This is a genomic window from Pseudomonas sp. PB3P13, from assembly GCF_054897735.1.
This window is the reverse complement of sequence record NZ_CM142702.1, coordinates 4,018,224-4,036,623: the sequence shown is the minus strand read 5'-3', so window position 1 is coordinate 4,036,623 and position 18,400 is coordinate 4,018,224. Positions and strand designations below refer to the sequence as shown.

At 61.4% G+C, this 18,400-nt stretch carries 16 protein-coding genes; 15 read left to right on the top strand and 1 reads right to left on the bottom strand.

What is annotated here, in order from left to right; all coding sequences use genetic code 11:
• The first annotated feature begins 46 nt into the window (after positions 1–46).
• The 12 genes from ACYZT1_RS18510 (at position 47) to ACYZT1_RS18455 (ending at position 11,498) form a co-directional block, all read left to right on the top strand.
• A complete protein-coding gene (locus ACYZT1_RS18510) occupies positions 47–2,269 on the top strand; it encodes a DNA internalization-related competence protein ComEC/Rec2 (RefSeq protein ID WP_462016111.1) in 2,223 nt (740 codons plus the stop codon).
• A 98-nt stretch (positions 2,270–2,367) separates the two neighbouring features.
• Positions 2,368–3,003 (top strand): MotA/TolQ/ExbB proton channel family protein, encoded by a 636-nt coding sequence (locus ACYZT1_RS18505; protein WP_462016110.1) that lies wholly within the window; start codon positions 2,368–2,370, stop codon positions 3,001–3,003.
• The gene (locus tag ACYZT1_RS18500) at positions 3,000–3,431 is read left to right on the top strand and encodes an ExbD/TolR family protein (protein WP_462016109.1); all 432 of its coding nucleotides are present in this window, start codon (positions 3,000–3,002) and stop codon (positions 3,429–3,431) included. Before ACYZT1_RS18505 ends, ACYZT1_RS18500 begins: the two co-directional genes overlap by 4 nt.
• Positions 3,431–4,441 (top strand): tetraacyldisaccharide 4'-kinase, encoded by a 1,011-nt coding sequence (gene lpxK / locus ACYZT1_RS18495; protein ID WP_462016108.1) that lies wholly within the window; start codon positions 3,431–3,433, stop codon positions 4,439–4,441. The genes ACYZT1_RS18500 and lpxK overlap by 1 nt, the downstream gene beginning before the upstream one ends.
• Before the next feature lie 25 nt (positions 4,442–4,466).
• A complete protein-coding gene (locus ACYZT1_RS18490; protein WP_007945752.1) occupies positions 4,467–4,652 on the top strand; it encodes a Trm112 family protein in 186 nt (61 codons plus the stop codon).
• Positions 4,649–5,413 carry a 3-deoxy-manno-octulosonate cytidylyltransferase gene (gene kdsB / locus ACYZT1_RS18485; protein WP_462016107.1) on the top strand — a complete coding sequence of 255 codons (765 nt, stop codon included), beginning with the start codon at positions 4,649–4,651 and terminating at the stop codon, positions 5,411–5,413. Before ACYZT1_RS18490 ends, kdsB begins: the two co-directional genes overlap by 4 nt.
• Positions 5,413–5,877 (top strand): low molecular weight protein-tyrosine-phosphatase, encoded by a 465-nt coding sequence (locus ACYZT1_RS18480; RefSeq protein WP_462016106.1) that lies wholly within the window; start codon positions 5,413–5,415, stop codon positions 5,875–5,877. Before kdsB ends, ACYZT1_RS18480 begins: the two co-directional genes overlap by 1 nt.
• The gene (gene murB / locus ACYZT1_RS18475) at positions 5,874–6,893 is read left to right on the top strand and encodes a UDP-N-acetylmuramate dehydrogenase (protein ID WP_462016105.1); all 1,020 of its coding nucleotides are present in this window, start codon (positions 5,874–5,876) and stop codon (positions 6,891–6,893) included. The genes ACYZT1_RS18480 and murB overlap by 4 nt, the downstream gene beginning before the upstream one ends.
• Positions 6,894–7,139: 246 nt before the next feature.
• Positions 7,140–7,610: a (2Fe-2S)-binding protein gene (locus ACYZT1_RS18470; RefSeq protein ID WP_462016104.1), complete on the top strand. Its 471-nt coding sequence runs from the start codon at positions 7,140–7,142 to the stop codon at positions 7,608–7,610.
• Positions 7,607–9,928 (top strand): molybdopterin cofactor-binding domain-containing protein, encoded by a 2,322-nt coding sequence (locus ACYZT1_RS18465; RefSeq protein WP_462016103.1) that lies wholly within the window; start codon positions 7,607–7,609, stop codon positions 9,926–9,928. The genes ACYZT1_RS18470 and ACYZT1_RS18465 overlap by 4 nt, the downstream gene beginning before the upstream one ends.
• Positions 9,928–10,911, top strand: coding sequence for an XdhC family protein (locus ACYZT1_RS18460; RefSeq protein WP_462016102.1), 984 nt, complete (start codon positions 9,928–9,930; stop codon positions 10,909–10,911). The genes ACYZT1_RS18465 and ACYZT1_RS18460 overlap by 1 nt, the downstream gene beginning before the upstream one ends.
• Entirely contained in the window at positions 10,908–11,498 is a 591-nt protein-coding gene (locus ACYZT1_RS18455) for a nucleotidyltransferase family protein (protein ID WP_462016101.1), read from the top strand. Before ACYZT1_RS18460 ends, ACYZT1_RS18455 begins: the two co-directional genes overlap by 4 nt.
• Before the next feature lie 151 nt (positions 11,499–11,649).
• On the opposite strand, the gene rne is transcribed toward ACYZT1_RS18455, so the two are convergent.
• Positions 11,650–14,946: a ribonuclease E gene (gene rne / locus ACYZT1_RS18450; protein ID WP_462016100.1), complete on the bottom strand. Its 3,297-nt coding sequence runs from the start codon at positions 14,944–14,946 to the stop codon at positions 11,650–11,652.
• A gap of 701 nt (positions 14,947–15,647) precedes the next feature.
• Between rne and rluC the strand changes: the two genes are divergently transcribed.
• Genes rluC through ACYZT1_RS18435 form a run of 3 tightly spaced genes read left to right on the top strand, consistent with a single transcriptional unit; the run spans position 15,648 to position 18,273 of the window.
• Positions 15,648–16,610, top strand: a complete 963-nt coding sequence (gene rluC, locus ACYZT1_RS18445; RefSeq protein ID WP_462016099.1) for a 23S rRNA pseudouridine(955/2504/2580) synthase RluC — start codon at positions 15,648–15,650, stop codon at positions 16,608–16,610.
• On the top strand, positions 16,597–17,262 hold the full coding sequence (locus tag ACYZT1_RS18440) for an HAD-IA family hydrolase (protein ID WP_462016098.1): 666 nt from the start codon (positions 16,597–16,599) through the stop codon (positions 17,260–17,262). The genes rluC and ACYZT1_RS18440 overlap by 14 nt, the downstream gene beginning before the upstream one ends.
• A gap of 21 nt (positions 17,263–17,283) precedes the next feature.
• A complete protein-coding gene (locus tag ACYZT1_RS18435) occupies positions 17,284–18,273 on the top strand; it encodes a S49 family peptidase (protein ID WP_462016097.1) in 990 nt (329 codons plus the stop codon).
• Positions 18,274–18,400: the final 127 nt, after the last annotated feature.

The window sequence follows — 18,400 nt, the reverse complement described above, 5'->3', positions numbered from 1 at the left end:
CCATGCGCCGACTATCCCTATTGGAGGGAGTCTCAAGGACGGGCGTATGCGCACAGGGATGATAGCGCTGGCGTCAGGTTTGCTGACCCTGCGATTTTTACCGGAATTACCACCGGTCTGGTTTTGCACGCTGCTGCCGTTGGTGGGTTTGATGGCGCTGCCCTTCAGGGCGTACCCCTGTGCATTTTTCGCGTTTGGCTTCAGTTGGGCCTGCGCGAACGCACACTGGGCACTGCAGGATCGACTACCAGTCAGCCTTGATGGAGAAACTCGCTGGGTAGAAGGCCGGGTTATCGGGTTGCCGCAGATCAGTGAAGGTGTTGTGCGTTTTGAACTTGCGGATGCCCGGTCGCGCCATTCGCAGGTGCCACAGCGCATGCGTATCGCCTGGTATGACGGTCCGCCCGTCAACAGTGGCGAACGCTGGCGGCTGGCGGTGAAACTGAAGCGGCCTGCCGGCTTGCTCAATCCGCATTCCTTCGATTACGACGCCTGGTTACTCGCGCAGCGCATCGGCGCCACGGGGACCGTCAAGGATGGCCAGCGACTCAGTGAAGCTCGATGGGCCTGGCGCGACGGGATCCGCCAGCGCCTGCAAGCCGTGGATGCGCAGGGGCGCAACGGCGCGTTGGCGGCGCTGGTGTTGGGCGATGGCGGCGGGCTGGCTCGCGAGGATTGGCAGATATTGCAGGACACCGGCACCGTGCATCTGCTGGTGATTTCCGGTCAGCACGTCGGCATGCTGGCGGGCGTTGTGTACCTGTTGATCGCCGGTCTGGCGCGTTATGGGCTGTGGCCCAACCGCTTGCCCTGGCTGCCGTGGGCGTGTGGGCTGGCGTTTGCCGCAGCGCTGGGTTATGGCGTGCTCGCCGGTTTTGATGTCCCCGTGCGCCGTGCTTGCGTGATGATTGGTCTGGTGCTGTTGTGGCGTCTGCGCTTTCGTGACCTCGGCGCATGGTGGCCACTGCTGCTGGCGCTCAATGGCGTGTTGCTGATGGATCCGCTGGCAAGTCTGCAACCGGGGTTCTGGCTGTCCTTTGGCGCCGTGGCGATTTTGATCTTCACCTTCGGCGGGCGATTGGGCCCCTGGCGATGGTGGCAAACCTGGACCCGCGCGCAGTGGCTCATCGCGATCGGTCTGTGCCCGGTGCTGTTGATACTCGGCTTGCCGATCAGCGTCAGCGGCCCTCTGGCCAATTTGCTTGCCGTACCGTGGGTCAGTCTGGTGATTCTCCCTCCGGCACTGCTCGGCACATTGTTACTGCCGGTCCCCTACGTGGGCGAAGGGTTGCTGTGGCTGGCGGGCGGGTTGATCGACTGGCTGTTCAAAGGCCTCGAACCGGTGGCCGGACAGGTTCCGGCGTGGGTGCCCGAAGCCATTGCGCTTTGGGTTTGGGCAGTGGCTACATTCGGCGCAGTCCTGCTGTTGATGCCTCGCGGCGTGCCCATGCGTCCACTGGGTTGGCCGCTGTTGCTCTTGCTGGTATTCCCACCGCGCCCGCTGCTGGATGAAGGTATTGCAGATATCTGGCAACTGGACGTTGGCCAGGGGCTGGCGATTTTGGTAAGGACGCGTCATCACACGTTGCTGTACGACACCGGACCGCGTTTCGGTGATTTCGACCTCGGTGAACGGGTGGTGCTGCCAACGCTGCGCAAGCTCGGCGTGAATAAACTCGACCTGATGCTGATCAGTCATGCCGATGCCGATCACGCTGGAGGCGTACGTGCAGTCGCCAAAGGGCTTCCCGTTACGCAGGTCATCAGTGGCGACCCCTTGGCGCTGCCCGCTGAACTCGGCGCCCTGGCCTGCGAAAGCGGTCGGCATTGGAGCTGGGACGAGGTCAGGTTCGAGCTATGGCAGTGGACGTCTGCCTCGGACAGCAACCAGAAATCCTGCGTCCTGCAGATAGAAGCCAACGGCGAGCGCATGCTGCTGACCGGCGACATCGACACCGCGGCCGAGCGCGCATTGCTCGACAGTGCACTCGCCGTTCCTACCGAATGGTTGCAGGCGCCGCATCATGGCAGCCGCAGTTCGTCCTCCCCGACACTGCTCGCCGCGCTGCAACCCAGAGCAGTGCTGATTTCTCGAGGCAACGGCAATTCGTTCGGCCACCCACATCCAACCGTGATCGCGCGCTATCAAAAACGCGGCATGGCCATCCATGACAGTGCCGCGCAAGGCGCCATTCGTCTGCTGCTCGGGCGCTTCGAACCGCCGTGGACCATGCGTCATGAACAGCGTTTCTGGCGCTCCAGGGATTAAACCGAGGTGATCCACGCCCGACCGGATGCGACATCCCGGTCTTCGGTGTGCTCACCCCCTATGTTAGAGTGGCGCACTTTTTCGAGGGGACTGTCACTGTGTGGGAATTGGTCAAATCCGGCGGCTGGATGATGCTGCCGATCATTTTGAGTTCCATCGCGGCCATGGCGATCGTCGCCGAGCGCCTGTGGACCCTGCGTGCCAGTCGCGTGACCCCGGAGCACTTGCTGGGGCAAGTCTGGGTCTGGATCAAGGACAAACAGCTCAATAAAGACAAACTCAAGGAATTACGTGCCAACTCGCCACTGGGCGAGATTCTGGCCGCCGGCCTGGCCAACTCCAAACACGGTCGCGAGATCATGAAGGAGTGCATTGAAGAGGCCGCAGCCCGGGTTATTCACGAGCTCGAGCGCTACATCAATGCCCTCGGCACCATCGCCGCCATGGCGCCGTTGCTGGGTTTGCTCGGTACGGTGCTGGGCATGATCGACATTTTCAGCGCGTTCATGGGCACGGGGATGACCACTAACGCGGCGGTGTTGGCCGGGGGTATTTCCAAGGCTCTGATCACCACGGCAGCGGGCCTGATGGTCGGTATTCCTGCTGTCTTCTTTCATCGATTCCTGCAACGCCGGGTCGATGAACTGGTGGTGGGCATGGAGCAGGAAGCGATCAAACTGGTAGAGGTTGTGCAGGGTGATCGTGACGTGGACCTGAACGGGGGCAAAGCGTGAAATTCCGCCGCAAGCAACGGGAGACTGTGGACATCAACCTCGCGTCGCTGATCGACGTGGTGTTTATTCTGCTGCTGTTTTTCGTCGTGACCACTACGTTTACCCGGGAAACCCAACTGCGCGTCGATTTGCCGGAAGCGGTCAGCGGTTCGCCTGCCGAAGACCAGCAGGTCAAACGCCTCGATGTGGCCATCAGTGCTGAAGGCGCGTTCTCGGTGAATGACCGGGTGCTGCCCAAAAACGATCTGACGACGCTGATGGACGCCCTGCAGAAAGAATCCGACGGTGACACCCAGATGCCACTCTCCATCAGCGCCGATGGCAAGACTCAGCACCAATCGGTGATCACCGCCATGGACGCCGCCGGCAAACTTGGCTTCAGTCACCTGCGCATGACCACAGTCGAGGCGGCGCCGCCGGCACCTTGATGGCCATGTCCGATCGCTTGCTCGCCGCGTGGTACCGGGGCCATCCGGCCCTGACGCTGCTACGGCCGCTGGAGTGGCTGTACCGCCGTGTGGTAATGAGCAAGCGTCAGCGCTTTCTGGCGGGTGAGGGGCAGATTTATCAGCCGCCGGTGCCGCTGATTGTCGTTGGCAATATCACCGTCGGCGGCACCGGCAAGACGCCGTTGATTCTGTGGATGATCCAGCACTGCCAGCGCAGCGGTTTACGGGTCGGCGTGGTCAGTCGCGGCTACGGCGCCAACCCGCCGCAGCTGCCGTGGCGGGTCGAAGCCGGGCACAGCGCCTCGGTGGCTGGCGACGAACCGCTGTTGATCGTGCAGCGCACCGGCGTCCCGTTGATGATCGATCCCGATCGCAGCCGCGCTGTCCAGGCCTTGCTGGCGAGCGAGCCGCTGGACTTGATCCTCTCCGACGACGGCATGCAGCATTACCGACTGGCTCGTGATCTGGAGCTGGTACTGATTGATGCAGCGCGCGGACTTGGCAACAAACGCTGCTTGCCCGCCGGCCCGTTGCGTGAGCCCGCCGAGCGCCTGCAGAGCGTGGACGCTGTGCTTTATAACGGCGCTGCCGAAGATCGTGATGACGGCTTCGCTTTTCAGCTGCAACCCACCGAACTCGTCAACCTGCGCAGTGGCGAGCGCCGTCCACTGGATCACTTCCCCCCAAGCCAGGCGTTGCATGCCGTGGCCGGGATCGGCAATCCCCGGCGTTTCTTCGCGACCCTTGAAACGCTACACTGGCGACCAGTCCCGCACGCGTTTGCCGACCACGCCGAATACAGCGCCCAGGCGTTGAACTTCACGCCGTCATTGCCGCTGGTGATGACCGAAAAGGACGCGGTGAAGTGCCGCACCTTTGCTGCCGCCGATTGGTGGTACCTGGCGGTCGATGCTGCACCGTCGCCAGCCTTCGTGGCCTGGTTCGATACGCAGCTGATGCGCCTTTTGCCGGCCCGTCTCTTGCCTTAATAACGTCTTTATCCAGGGAATGCTCATGGACACCAAATTGCTCGATATCCTCGCTTGCCCGGTCTGCAAAGGCCCGCTCAAGCTCAGCGCCGACAAAACCGAGTTGATCAGCAAAGGCGCAGGTCTGGCGTACCCGATTCGCGACGGCATCCCGGTGATGCTGGAAACCGAAGCGCGCACCCTGACCACTGACGAGCGCCTGGATAAATGACCACAGCCTTTACTGTCGTCATTCCATCGCGCTACGCCTCGACCCGCCTGCCGGGCAAGCCGCTGCTGTTGATCGCCGGCAAGCCGATGATCCAGCACGTCTGGGAGCAGGCTCGCAAAAGCAGTGCTGAACGCGTGGTCGTTGCCACCGACGACGTGCGCATCGTCGAGGCCTGCAAAGGATTTGGCGCCGAAGTTGTGCTGACCCGGGAGGATCACAATTCCGGCACAGATCGTTTGGCTGAGGTCGCGGCCAAGCTGGGTCTGGCGCCTGATGCCATCGTGGTCAACGTTCAGGGCGACGAGCCGTTGATTCCTCCTGGTGTGATCGACCAGGTCGCCGCCAACCTGGCCACCCACACCGAAGCGCGCATGGCCACGCTGGCCGAGCCGATCGAAGACGTCGAAACCCTGTTCAACCCCAACGTTGTCAAGGTCGTCAGCGACCTCAATGGCCTGGCGCTGACATTCAGCCGCGCGACCCTGCCGTGGGCGCGTGATGCTTTCGCGAACAATCGCGAAGTGCTGCCGGAAGGCGTGCCGTATCGTCGCCACATCGGCATCTATGCCTACCGCGCCGGTTTCCTTCAGGACTTCGTGAACTGGGGGCCGTGCTGGCTGGAAAATACCGAATCGCTGGAACAGCTGCGTGCCCTGTGGCACGGCGTGCGCATTCACGTCGCCGACGCCTTGATCGCGCCGCCAACCGGGGTAGACACTGCTGAAGACCTCGAGCGCGTTCGTCGCCTGCTGGAGGCCTGATGCGGGTTTTGTTTGTGTGTCTGGGCAACATCTGCCGGTCGCCGACGGCGGAAGGCGTGCTGCGGCATAAATTGCGTGAAGCGGGGTTGGCCGGCCAAATCGAAGTCGCCTCCGCCGGCACCGGTGACTGGCACGTCGGCAAGGCGCCGGACAAACGCAGTCAGGCCGCGGCCCGAGTGCGCGGCTACGACCTTTCCGCCCAGCGCGCCCGGCAAGTCACTCGCGCCGATTTCGCCCGCTATGACCTGATTCTGGCGATGGACAACAGCAACCTGCGCAACCTCAAGGCCCTGCAACCGACCAAGGGCAGGGCGGAGCTTGATCTTTTCCTGCGTCGATATCAGTCAGAACGTGATGAAGTCCCGGACCCGTACTACGACGGCGATCAAGGCTTTGAGCAAGTGCTGGACCTGATCGAGCGTGCGAGCGACTTGCTGGTTGTCGAATTGAAGGGACGCTTATGAGTTTGCAGGTACAACCGCAGGTCTCGCTGAAACCCTTCAACAGTTTCGGCGTCGACGTTCAGGCCCGGTTGTTTGCCCAAGCCCGCAGCGATGCCGACGTTCGCGAAGCGCTGGCCTATGCGGCGCAGCACGATGTGCCGTTGCTGGTGATCGGCGGTGGCAGCAACCTGCTGCTGACTGCAGACGTTCAGGCGCTGGTGTTGCGCATGGCGACGCGCGGTATCCGCATCCTCAGTGACGACGGCCGCAAGGTCGTGATCGAAGCCGAAGCGGGTGAGCCGTGGCACCCGTTTGTTCAGCACACACTGGCGCAAGGGTTGTCAGGGCTGGAAAACCTCAGCCTGATTCCCGGCACCGTCGGCGCTGCGCCAATGCAGAACATCGGCGCTTATGGGGTGGAGATCAAGGACATATTCGCCGGTTTGACCGCGCTGGATCGACAGACCGGCGAGCTGCGCGATTTCACGCTACAAGAGTGCAACTTCGCCTACCGCGACAGCCTGTTCAAGCAACAACCGGGACGCTGGTTGATTCTGCGGGTGCGTTTCGCGCTGAGTCGCGCTGCGCAACTGCACCTGGAATACGGCCCGGTGCGTCAGCGTTTGACCGAGCAAGGCATCAAGCATCCAACGGCCACTGATGTCAGTCAGGCGATCTGCAGCATCCGCAACGAAAAGCTCCCTGATCCGGCCGTGCTCGGCAATGCCGGCAGCTTCTTCAAAAATCCGCTGGTGCCAGCCGCGCTGGTCACCCAGCTCAAAAGCGCATACCCGGATCTGGTTGCGTATGCGCAACCGGACGGGCAAATGAAAATTGCTGCGGGCTGGCTGATCGAACGCGCCGGGTGGAAAGGGTTTCGCGAGGCGGACGCCGGTGTGCACAAATTGCAGGCGCTGGTGCTGGTCAACTACGGCAACGCTACCGGCCTGCAGTTGCTTGATTTGGCTCAGCGTATTCAAAAAGATATTTCGCAGCGTTTTCAGGTTGAGCTCGAAATGGAGCCCAATCGGTATTGAGCGACTACGCTTTCAAGAGTGATAAAAAGCCCTGCACGATGGGAATTGTGCAGGGTTTTTTTGTTAACGCTGGGTTAACTTAGTGCCCTAACGATGCATTCATTTGCTCCACCAAAGGCCCGGTGTAGACGTTGTCGTCCGCACAAGAGAGCCGTATTAGCCTGAGCCGGTCTGCGTGGTGCCAAACGCAATACCCACGTGGCAGATAGCTCGACCCTATAACCGAAATTCGATGCGGGCGTGCCCATGATTACCCTCAAACTTAATGGCCAAGACCATCAACTCGATGTCACCGAGGACATGCCGCTGCTCTGGGCAATCCGTGATGTCGCCGGTTATAACGGTACCAAATTCGGCTGCGGCATGGGCCTGTGCGGCGCCTGCACGATTCACATCGAAGGCGCCCCCGCGCGCAGCTGCATCACGCCTATCGGCTCGGCGGTTGGCCAGAACATCACCACGATTGAAAATCTCCACGCAGACCCGGTCGGCAAAGTCGTCCAGCAAGCCTGGCTCGACACTGCCGTGGCCCAGTGCGGTTACTGCCAAGGCGGGCAAATCATGTCGGCAACGGCCCTGCTCAAAACCAACCCGAACCCCAGCGACGCGCAGATCGAAGAAGCGATGGTCGGCAACATTTGCCGTTGCGGCACCTACAACCGCATCAAGACCGCCATCCGCCAGGCCTCCACGCATTTGAAGGAGGCCAAGGCATGAGCCGCTTACCGAATGACTTCGCCCTGAACAACCTCAGCCGCCGTGGCTTTCTCAAAGGCGCAGGCGCGACCGGCGCGCTGGTGCTCGCTGCCAGTTGGGGCTGGCAGGACGCATTCGCTGACGAAAAGGAAAAGAAGTACGGCGCCGACGGCATGCCCAATGGCTGGATCGATGATCCGAAGGTGTATGTCAGCATCGCCGCTGACGGCACGGTAACGGTCGTTTGCAATCGTTCGGAAATGGGCCAGGGCGTACGCACCAGCCTGACCATGGTGGTGGCCGATGAACTGGACGCTGACTGGGCGCTGGTCAAGGTGCAACAGGCACCGGGCGATGAAGTGCGGTTCGGCAATCAGGACACCGACGGTTCGCGCAGCATGCGCCACTGGTACGAGCCGATGCGTCGCTGCGGTGCGGCCGCGCGGACCATGCTGGAACAGGCAGCCGCCGAGCAGTGGAAGGTCCCGATCGGCGAATGCCGCGCGCAATTGCATAAAGTGATCCACCAGCCTTCCGGGCGCGAACTCGGTTATGGCGAGCTGGCCGCTGCGGCGGGTGCATTGGCGGTGCCCGCCAGCAACAGCCTGCGCCTCAAGCAACCGGGGGAATTGCGCTATATCGGCAAGGAAAGCAGCCGCGCTATCGACGGCGCCGACATCGTCAACGGTCGCGCGGTGTACGGCGCCGATGTGCATTTTGAAGGCATGCTCTTCGCCGCCATTGCCCGGCCGGCGGTGTACGGCGGCAAGGTCAAAACGCTGGATGACAGCGCTGCGCTGAAAGTCCCGGGTGTGCTCAAAGTCGTGCGAATCGAAGGTCGTCCGCTGCCGTCCGAGTTCCAGCCGCTGGGCGGCGTGGCCGTAGTGGCCAGCAATACGTGGGCGGCGATCAAGGGGCGCGACGCGCTGAAAATCGAGTGGGACGATGGCCCTCACGCCAGTTACGACTCGGTTGCCTACCGCAAGGAACTCGAAGCTTCGTCGCTCAAACCGGGCAAAGTGGTGCGCAACACGGGCAGCATCGACGCGGCCATGAAGGACGCCGACAGCACGCTCGAAGCTTCCTATTACCTGCCGCACCTGGCGCAAGCACCGATGGAGCCGATGGTCGCCGTCGCCCGTTTCAAGGACGGCGTATGCGAAGCCTGGGCGCCCAGTCAGGCCCCGCAAGTCACCCGCGAGCGCATCAGCGAACGGCTGGGTATTGCGTTCGATAAAGTCACTGTCAACGTAACCTTGCTGGGCGGCGGCTTCGGTCGCAAGTCCAAGCCGGACTTCGTCATTGAAGCGGCCATTCTCGCCAAGGAATTTCCTGGCAAGGCCGTGCGGGTGCAATGGACCCGTGAAGACGATATCCACTGTTCCTATTTCCACACGGTATCGGCCGAATACCTCAAAGCCAGCCTCAACAAGGGCGGACTGCCTTCCGGTTGGCTGCACCGCACGGTAGCGCCGAGCATTACCGCGCTGTTCGCGCCAGGCATGAATCACGAAGCGGCGTTCGAACTGGGCATGGGGTTCACCAACATGGCTTATGCCATCCCCAATGTGCGTCTGGAAAACCCCGAAGCCGCGGTCCACACGCGGGTCGGCTGGTATCGCTCGGTGTCGAACATTCCCCACGGTTTTGCTATTCAGAGTTTTGTCGATGAGCTGGCGCACAAGGCCGGCCAGGACCCGCTGAAGTATCAGATCGAGCTGCTCGGGCCGGACCGTCAGATCGATCCGCGTACGTTGAGCGAAGAGTGGAACTACGGTGAATCGCCGGAGCGTTATCCAATTGATACCGGGCGCATGCGCACCGTCCTGGAAACCGCTGCCAAAGCCGCCGGTTGGGGGCGTGAGTTGCCCAAGGGCCGCGGCCTTGGTTTGGCGGTACATTACAGCTTCGTCACTTACGTGGCGGCGGTGATGGAAGTCGAGGTTCAGGATGACGGCACGCTGATCGTGCACAAGGCTGACATCGCAGTGGACTGCGGTCCGCAGATCAATCCGGAACGCATTCGCTCACAATTCGAGGGCGCCTGCGTGATGGGCCTGGGCAACGCGGTGCTGGGTGAAATCAGCTTCAAGGACGGCAAGGTTCAGCAGGACAACTTCCACATGTACGAGGTGGCACGGATGTCCCTGGCACCGAAAGAAATCGCCGTGCATCTGGTTACCCCGCCAGGGGACGTGCCGTTGGGCGGCGTCGGAGAACCGGGCGTGCCACCGATTGCGCCAGCCCTGTGCAATGCGATATTCGCAGCGACCGGCAAGCGCATTCGCGACCTGCCGGTGCGTTATCAGTTACAAGGCTGGCAGAAGGCTGACGCCTGATGGACAGCGTCGATCTGAACGTCCTGCGCAGCGTCCTCGCATGGCGCCGCGCCGGGCAGCGAGTGGTGTTATACAGCGTGGTTCAGACTTGGGGCACCGCGCCCCGGGCACCTGGCGCCATGTTGGCCTTGCGCGAAGACGGCGTGGTGATCGGCTCAGTGTCCGGTGGCTGCGTCGAGGATGATCTGATCGCCCGTCTGCACGATGGTCGCCTGCCGGCCCAGGGGCCGCCGGTGCAACTGATCACTTACGGCGTGACCCGGGAAGAGGCCGCACGCTTTGGTTTGCCGTGCGGCGGCACCTTGCGCCTGACCGAAGAACGCGTCGGTGATCCAGCTTGGGTCGCCGAATTGCTGGCACGCTGCGAGGCCCATGAAATCGTCGCGCGCTCGATGGAGCTGGCGACGGGTGAAGTGACGCTGTCGGCCGCGGACAAATCCGATTCATTGAGTTTTGATGGCAATACCCTGCGCGCCATTTACGGTCCGCGTTGGCGATTGTTGTTGATCGGCGCGGGACAGCTGTCGCGCTATGTGGCGCAAATGGCGCGTTTGCTGGATTTCGAAGTATTGATCTGCGATCCGCGCACCGAATTCGTCTACGGCTGGGAGCAACAGCACGGCCGTTTTGTGTCCGGCATGCCGGACGAAGCGGTGCTCAATATCCAGACCGACGAACGCACGGCCATTGTTGCGCTGACCCACGATCCGCGCCTGGACGACATGGCGTTGCTGACCGCACTCGATTCCAGGGCGTTTTACGTGGGTGCCCTGGGTTCCCGGGTCAACAGCCTGAAGCGGCGCGACAACCTGGCTCAGCTAGGCTTGTCAGCAGAGGCTATCGAGCGCTTGCATGGCCCGATCGGCCTCCATATTGGCAGCCACACCCCGGCGGAAATCGCCTTGTCGTTGCTGGCCGAAATCGTGGCGATCAAGAACGGCGTCGAGCTCAAGCAGAAAAAGCCGTTACAGGAGCGCGTATGAGCCAACCCATTGGCGTGATCGTGCTGGCGGCGGGGCAGGGCAGCCGTTATCGCGAAGTCGCCGGCGCCGACAAGGATAAATTGCTGGCGGACTGTGTCGGGCGTGACGGGTCGGTTCACTCCGTCATTGAGCATGTGCTGATGAGCGTCCCGGCGACTTTGGAGAACCGCGTGCTGGTGACGACCAAGGATCGCCCGCAATTGATTCGAATGGCGCAGGCTTATGGTTTCGAGATTGTGCTGATCGAATCGACGGGCATGGGCGACAGCATCGCCGCCGGGGTGGCGGCGTGTCCCCAGCTGGGTGGCTGGCTGATTGTGTTGGGGGATATGCCGTTTGTCCTGCCGTCATCGGTCGAGCAGGTGCTGGCAGGGATGGCGGATGACGCGATCAGCGTGCCGGTGAACGAAGGTGTATTTGGACATCCGGTGGGATTCGGTCGCACTTCCGGGCCGGGGCTGATGGCGTTGTCCGGCGATCGTGGGGCGAGGCCGTTGTTTGCGCAGGCGCAGGTGGTTGAGGTGCCGGTGAAAGATCCCGGAGTGTTGTGGGATGTGGATGTGCCTGCTGCGTTGGTCTTCGCCTAACAGATCGCCTTCGCGGGCAAGCCATTTGTGTCGCACTTGTGGGAGCGTGGCTTGCCCGCGAAGAACGATAACGCGGTTCATCTGTTAAAAAGCCGACATAAAAAAGCCCCGCCTGGGCGAACCAGGCGGGGCTTTTTAGTGGCCGATGGAATCAGGCGAGGGGTTTAGGCTCGTGTTCCTTTTCCAGGGCTTGCTCGTGTTGCGCGACGGCTTCCTGAACGGAGCGCGGAGCTTCGTCAATCGCGGACTCAACCGGCTCGGCGGCAGCTTCGGCAGTCGGGGCAGGAGCAGCCTCGACAACTTCAGCAACAACCGGGGCAGGTTCGGCAGCGACAGCCGCTTCAACCGGAGCAGCAGCGGCAGCCAGCTCGGCTTCCTTCTGCAGGCGCTCTTCCTCACGCTTGCGGCGTTTCACTTCGCGCGGATCGTTCGGCGCGCGACCGCTCGGCGTCAAGGCGCTGACCGGAGTAGCTTCAACGGTCGGAGCGACCACTTCTGCAATCGCCGGCGCTGGCGATTCAACGACCGGAGCCGCTTCAACGACCGGCGCAGTTTCGAAGACCGGCGCAGTTTCAACGACTGGCGCCGGTTCGGCGGCAGCTTCCACGGGCTCCGAGACGATTGCTTCAGGCGTCTGGCTCTCGGCGGCTGGCGCTGGAGCTGGCGTTTCTTCAACAGCTGGCTCGGCAACCCAGTTGAACGCGGTCTGCTCTTCGCGAACTTCGCCAGCAGTTTCAGTCACGGATTCAACAACCGGCTCGGCGGCAACCGCAGGTTCGGCATCGACAGCAGGCTCTGCGGCCGCTCCGAATCGAGGCTGTGGTGGGCGGACCGGTGCTACTTCAATTTCCGGAGCTGCGGTGGTTTCGACTGGCGTGGTTGCTTCAACCACCGGCGCTTCAACCGGAGCAGTCTCCAGTGTGGCGGCCGTGGCGCGTTCAGCTTGCTCGTTGGCCTGTGCTTCAGCCGGAGCGCTGATCACGGTGCTGGCGACGGCAGCGGTAACTGCGAGGCCTGCGGCCAGATCGGCGGCGCTTGGAGCTACACGGTTTTCGTCCGTTTCGCCTTCGGCGGATTCGGATTCTTCCGACCCTTCTATCACGTTGCCATTGGCATCGCGTTGACGCTCGCGACGGTTGCTGCGACGACGCTGGCCACGGGAACGGCGGCGTGGACGATCGCCTTCGGCGCCTTCCTGACCGTCTTCCGGCAGTTGCTCTTCATTACCGGTCAGCTCTTCTTCAGCAACGGCGGCAGTGGCTTGCTCGGCACGCGGTTGACGCTCTTCACGCGGCGGGCGTGGTGCACGTTCTTCACGAGGCTGACGCGCTGGACGTTCTTCAGCGGTGGCAGCGACGACTGGTGCCGCGGCATCCAGCGGTTCCCGCAGCTCACGCACGCGCTCTTCACGCTCGCCACGTGGCTTGCGATCTTCACGGGGCGCGCGAGGTGCGCGTTCTTCGCGAGGGGCGCGGGGTGCGCGCTCTTCACGTGGCGCGCGTTCTTCGCGAGCAACGGCTGGCGTTTCTTCACGGGCTTCACGGGCTTCACGCGGCTCGCGCGGTGCGCGCTCTTCACGGGGTGCACGTTCTTCGCGAGGCTTGCGTTCTTCATCGCGGCGACCGTTACGGTTGCGGCTCTGCTGACGACCGTTGCGGCGCTCTTCGTTACGGGCCGGACGCTCGGTAGCCGCCGGTTTTTCAACCGCAACCGGAGCAGCAGGCTCTTCCTTGGACGCAAACAAACCAACCAGTGACTTCACCAGGCCTTTGAACAGGCTTGGTTCCGGCACAACGGCGGGTGCAGCAACCGGGGCAGCGACCACTTCGGTCGGAACCGGTGCGTTGGCGCGGGCCGGTGCAGTCTTGACCGCCGCTTCCTGGCGAACGAGGGTGCGGGTCGCGGCAGCTGGCTGAACTTCTTCGACTTCGGCAGCGGCGGCTGCGATTTCGTAGCTGGTCTGATTGATCCCGGCTTCCGGGCTGTCATCGCGCAGACGCTGAACTTCGAAGTGCGGCGTTTCGAGGTGATCGTTCGGCAGGATGACGATGCGCGCACGAGTGCGCAGTTCGATCTTGGTGATCGAGTTGCGTTTTTCGTTGAGCAGGAAAGCGGCGACCGGAATCGGCACTTGCGCGCGAACTTCAGCGGTACGGTCTTTCAGGGCTTCTTCTTCGATCAGGCGCAGGATGGCCAGCGACAGCGATTCGACGTCACGGATGATGCCGGTGCCGTTGCAACGCGGGCAGACGATGCCGCTGCTTTCGCCCAGGGAAGGGCGCAGGCGCTGACGGGACATTTCCAGCAGGCCGAAGCGCGAGATGCGACCGACTTGCACGCGAGCGCGGTCGGCTTCCAGGCATTCGCGGACTTTCTCTTCCACGGCACGCTGGTTCTTGGCAGGGGTCATGTCGATGAAGTCGATGACGATCAGGCCGCCAATGTCGCGCAAGCGCAACTGACGGGCGATTTCTTCGGCGGCTTCAAGGTTGGTCTGCAGGGCGGTTTCTTCGATGTCGCTGCCTTTGGTGGCGCGCGCCGAGTTGATGTCGATGGACACCAGTGCTTCGGTCGGATCGATAACGATGGAACCACCGGAAGGCAGTTCGACAACGCGCTGGAATGCGGTCTCGATCTGGCTTTCGATCTGGAAACGGTTGAACAGCGGAACACTGTCTTCGTACAGCTTGATCTTGCTGGCGTACTGCGGCATTACCTGGCGGATGAAGGTCAGGGCTTCGTCCTGGGCTTCAACGCTGTCGATCAGCACTTCGCCGATATCCTGGCGCAGGTAATCGCGGATGGCGCGGATGATCACGTTGCTTTCCTGATAGATCAGGAATGGCGCGGAGCGATCCAGCGACGCTTCTTTGATGGCGGTCCAGAGCTGCAGCAGGTAATCGAGGTCCCACTGCATTTCTTCACTGCTGCGGCCAAGGCCGGCAGTGCGCACGATCAGACCCATGTCGGCCGGTGCAACCAGACCGTTCAGGGCTTCACGCAATTCGTTGCGCTCTTCACCTTCGATGCGACGGGAGATGCCGCCGGCACGCGGGTTGTTCGGCATCAGTACGAGGTAGCGACCCGCCAGGCTGATGAAGGTGGTCAGGGCGGCGCCCTTGTTGCCACGTTCTTCTTTTTCAACCTGAACGATGACTTCCTGGCCTTCGCTCAGGACGTCCTTGATGTTGACGCGGCCTTCGGGGGCTTTCTTGAAGTATTCGCGGGAGATTTCTTTGAGGGGCAGGAAGCCGTGGCGCTCAGAGCCGAAATCGACAAAGGCAGCCTCAAGGCTTGGTTCGATGCGAGTAATCCGGCCTTTATAAATGTTGGCCTTCTTCTGCTCGCGTGCACCGGATTCGATGTCCAGGTCGTAGAGGCGTTGGCCATCTACCAGTGCAACACGCAACTCTTCGGGTTGAGTTGCGTTAATCAGCATTCTTTTCATGTAGTACCGTCGGTTTCCGGGCTGCCGGAAACGGCGTTCGGCACACACGACTTCTCACGGTCGGTGTCAGGTGCGTCGGGAGTGGTTGGCCATTCCCGTGTCCAGCGAAGTCCGGCCAATGTGGGCCTTCATCGCGACGTACGCGTCCTGCTTGCTGTGGCTACTTAAGCACTCAGTCAGGAGGAGGAATCAACCGGCGGCTGTGGACGAGATGAAGCGTCTTGAAAAAGCCTAGTGCTACACAGTCCAGCGGTTGTGCATCTCCACCCTACACGTATCCCTGATAATTCGGGTGCTGCCGCGCGCAGAATCCGCAGCGGGTTGGCATTTACCGTGAGCTCCGAAAAGGGAGGTCACGCATCATGGCTAATTTAGGCGTTGTTTCCGAAACATTCGCTCGGGGTCATTCACAGATGACTGCACTTTGTGAACTGGCCGTGAATATGGGCTCGCCAAGCGAGTGAAAACTCTGCTTTGCGGCGTGATTCAGGCCTCATGTCACCTGCGCTCGTTACACCTGCAAACTCCACCGTTACGTAGCGAAAGCCCCGTAGGACGGCCTCGCGTCCTGGTGAATTGCATTGGTCAGGGTCGGTTTTTGACCGTTGGTCCGCTGTCCAGGCCGCTTTTGGCGACGTTCGCGACTATAGCAGCAATGATTAAGTGCTTCAATTCCATAAAAAATTGATATCATCCGCGGCATGACGACTACTGCCCCCTCGACCCCCAGCGTACAACTGCTTGAGGTCTCGCCGGAATATGCCGGCCAACGAATTGATAATTTTCTCCTCGCCCGGCTCAAAGGCGTGCCCAAGACCCTGATTTATCGCATTTTGCGCAAAGGCGAAGTGCGAGTGAACAAAGGTCGAATCAAGCCAGAATACAAGCTGCAGGCAGGCGATATCGTGCGCGTGCCACCGGTGCGGGTGCCCGAGCGCGACGAACCTGTGCCGTTGGCCCAAGGCCTGTTGCAGCGCCTCGAAGCGTCGATCATTTTCGAAGACAAGGGGTTGATCGTGATCAACAAGCCTTGCGGCATTGCGGTTCACGGCGGCAGCGGCTTGACGTACGGGGTGATCGAAGCCTTTCGTCAGTTGCGTCCCGATTGCAAGGAGCTTGAACTGGTTCACCGTCTCGACCGTGACACCTCCGGCCTGCTGATGATCGCCAAGAAGCGCAGCATGTTGCGTCACCTGCACACGGCATTGCGCGGCGACGGCGTCGACAAGCGCTACATGGCGCTGGTTCGCGGTAACTGGGCCACGTCGATCAAGCAGGTCCGTGCGTCGTTGGGCAAGAGTAATCTGCGTTCCGGTGAGCGGATGGTCGAGGTCGACGAGGAGGAGGGCAAGGAATCGGTAACCGTGTTCAAGGTCCTGCGTCGATTTGGCGACTTTGCCACCCTGATCGAAGCCAAACCGATTACCGGTCGCACGCACCAGATTCGTGTGCACACCTTGCATGCCGGACATTGCATTGCCGGTGACACCAAATACGGCGACGAAGGTTTCAGCAAGGAAATTCGCGACTTGGGCGGCAAGCGCCTGTTCTTGCACGCCTACATGCTGACGGTGCCGCTGCCGGACGGCGGCGAGTTGAAGCTGCAGGCTCCGGTCGATGAAATGTGGGCCAAGACCGTGGAGCGCCTGAGTGCACCCATCTGATTACAAACTGCTGATTTTTGATTGGGACGGCACCCTCGCGGATTCTATCGGCCGGATTGTCGAATCAATGCATGTCGCATCCGAGCGTTCGGGCTTTCAATTGCGCGATGATTTTGCCGTCAAAGGCATCATCGGTCTGGGGTTGCCGGAAGCCATCCGCACGTTATACCCGGAAATCGGCGACGACCAGCTGATGGTTTTTCGTCAGCACTATTCCGACCATTACATCGCCTGCGAAGCTGTTCCGTCGCCGCTGTTCGAAGGTGTGGTGGAGTCGATGGAAGCGTTTCGCGCCAACGGTTACCACTTGGCGGTAGCCACCGGCAAAGCGCGGCGCGGGCTGGATCGCGTCTTGAAGTCGCACGGCTGGGAAGAATATTTCGATATCACCCGCGCCGCCGATGAAACTGCGAGCAAGCCCCATCCTCTGATGCTGGAGCAGATTGTCGCGCATTGCGGCGTCCGTCCGGAGCAGGCGTTGATGGTGGGCGATTCGTCCTTTGATCTGCAGATGGCGCGCAACGCCGGCATGGATTCGGTGGCGGTCAGCTACGGCGCTCAGTCGATCGAAGCCCTGAAGCTGTTCGAGCCGCGACTCGCTATCGACCGTTTTTCAGAATTGCACGCCTGGCTGAGTCAGCGGGCTTCATAGATTTTTGCTGGGGTACATGGCATGACCGACGAATGGAAAGCGCCCGCCAAGGCGAGCGCGGAGACCGGTGACGAGAAGAGCTGGAAGCTGCTGGAGAAGACTCTGCTGGCCAGCGTGCAGGAGCAGCGCCGGTCACGCCGCTGGGGGATTTTCTTCAAACTGCTGACGTTTGTGTACCTGATTGGTGCGCTGGTGCTGTTCACGCCGTTGATGGACATGGAAAAAGCCGCCAGCCGCAGTGCCCATTACACCGCGCTGATCGATATCAACGGCATGATTGCCGACAAGGAGCCGGCCAGCGCCGACAATATCGTCGGCAGCCTGCGGGCGGCGTTTGAAGATGAGAAGGTCAAGGGTGTCATTCTGCGCATCAATAGCCCGGGAGGCAGTCCTGTGCAGTCGGGTTACGTCTATGACGAGATCCGCCGGTTGCGCGGCCTGCATCCCGACACGAAATTGTATGCAGTGATCTCCGATCTCGGTGCGTCCGGCGCTTACTATATCGCCAGCGCGGCTGATCAGATCTACGCCGACAAGGCGAGTCTGGTGGGATCGATCGGTGTGACGGCGGCCGGCTACGGGTTCGTGGGCACCATGGAAAAACTGGGTGTCGAGCGTCGGACTTACACTTCCGGCGAGCACAAGTCGTTCCTCGATCCGTTTCAGCCGCAGAAGCCGGAAGAAACCCGGTTCTGGCAAGGCGTGCTGGATACGACGCATCAGCAGTTTATCAGCAGCGTCAAGAAAGGACGCGGTGATCGCCTGAAGGACAAAGAGCATCCGGAATTGTTTTCCGGTCTCGTCTGGTCAGGCGAGCAGGCGTTGCCTCTGGGGCTGATCGATGGCCTGGGCAACGCCAGCTCGGTGGCGCGTGATGTGATCGGTGAAAAGGAACTGGTCGACTTCACCGTGCAGGAATCGCCATTTGACCGCTTCTCGAAGAAGCTCGGGGCCAGCGTTGCCGAGCATCTGGCCATGTGGATGGGCTTTCACGGGCCGTCGCTGCGCTAATTGCTTGATAGCGTCACAACAAGCCGGCCGACCTGGTCGGTTTTGTTGCACAAACCTTTTGTAGCAACTGGCGAAGCCTGCGCACTCGGACGCAGGCTTCGCCAGCTGCTACCAGGTCCTCGACAGC

What these genes read in the sequence shown, in the direction of transcription:
- ACYZT1_RS18510 (WP_462016111.1), top strand. Translation starts at nt 47, where the DNA reads ATGCGCACAGGGATGATAGCGCTGGCGTCAGGTTTGCTGACCCTGCGA.
- lpxK (WP_462016108.1), top strand. Translation starts at nt 3,431, where the DNA reads ATGGCCATGTCCGATCGCTTGCTCGCCGCGTGGTACCGGGGCCATCCG.
- ACYZT1_RS18490 (WP_007945752.1), top strand. Translation starts at nt 4,467, where the DNA reads ATGGACACCAAATTGCTCGATATCCTCGCTTGCCCGGTCTGCAAAGGC.
- kdsB (WP_462016107.1), top strand. Translation starts at nt 4,649, where the DNA reads ATGACCACAGCCTTTACTGTCGTCATTCCATCGCGCTACGCCTCGACC.
- ACYZT1_RS18480 (WP_462016106.1), top strand. Translation starts at nt 5,413, where the DNA reads ATGCGGGTTTTGTTTGTGTGTCTGGGCAACATCTGCCGGTCGCCGACG.
- murB (WP_462016105.1), top strand. Translation starts at nt 5,874, where the DNA reads ATGAGTTTGCAGGTACAACCGCAGGTCTCGCTGAAACCCTTCAACAGT.
- ACYZT1_RS18470 (WP_462016104.1), top strand. Translation starts at nt 7,140, where the DNA reads ATGATTACCCTCAAACTTAATGGCCAAGACCATCAACTCGATGTCACC.
- ACYZT1_RS18465 (WP_462016103.1), top strand. Translation starts at nt 7,607, where the DNA reads ATGAGCCGCTTACCGAATGACTTCGCCCTGAACAACCTCAGCCGCCGT.
- ACYZT1_RS18460 (WP_462016102.1), top strand. Translation starts at nt 9,928, where the DNA reads ATGGACAGCGTCGATCTGAACGTCCTGCGCAGCGTCCTCGCATGGCGC.
- ACYZT1_RS18455 (WP_462016101.1), top strand. Translation starts at nt 10,908, where the DNA reads ATGAGCCAACCCATTGGCGTGATCGTGCTGGCGGCGGGGCAGGGCAGC.
- rne (WP_462016100.1), bottom strand. Translation starts at nt 14,946, where the DNA reads ATGAAAAGAATGCTGATTAACGCAACTCAACCCGAAGAGTTGCGTGTT.
- rluC (WP_462016099.1), top strand. Translation starts at nt 15,648, where the DNA reads ATGACGACTACTGCCCCCTCGACCCCCAGCGTACAACTGCTTGAGGTC.
- ACYZT1_RS18435 (WP_462016097.1), top strand. Translation starts at nt 17,284, where the DNA reads ATGACCGACGAATGGAAAGCGCCCGCCAAGGCGAGCGCGGAGACCGGT.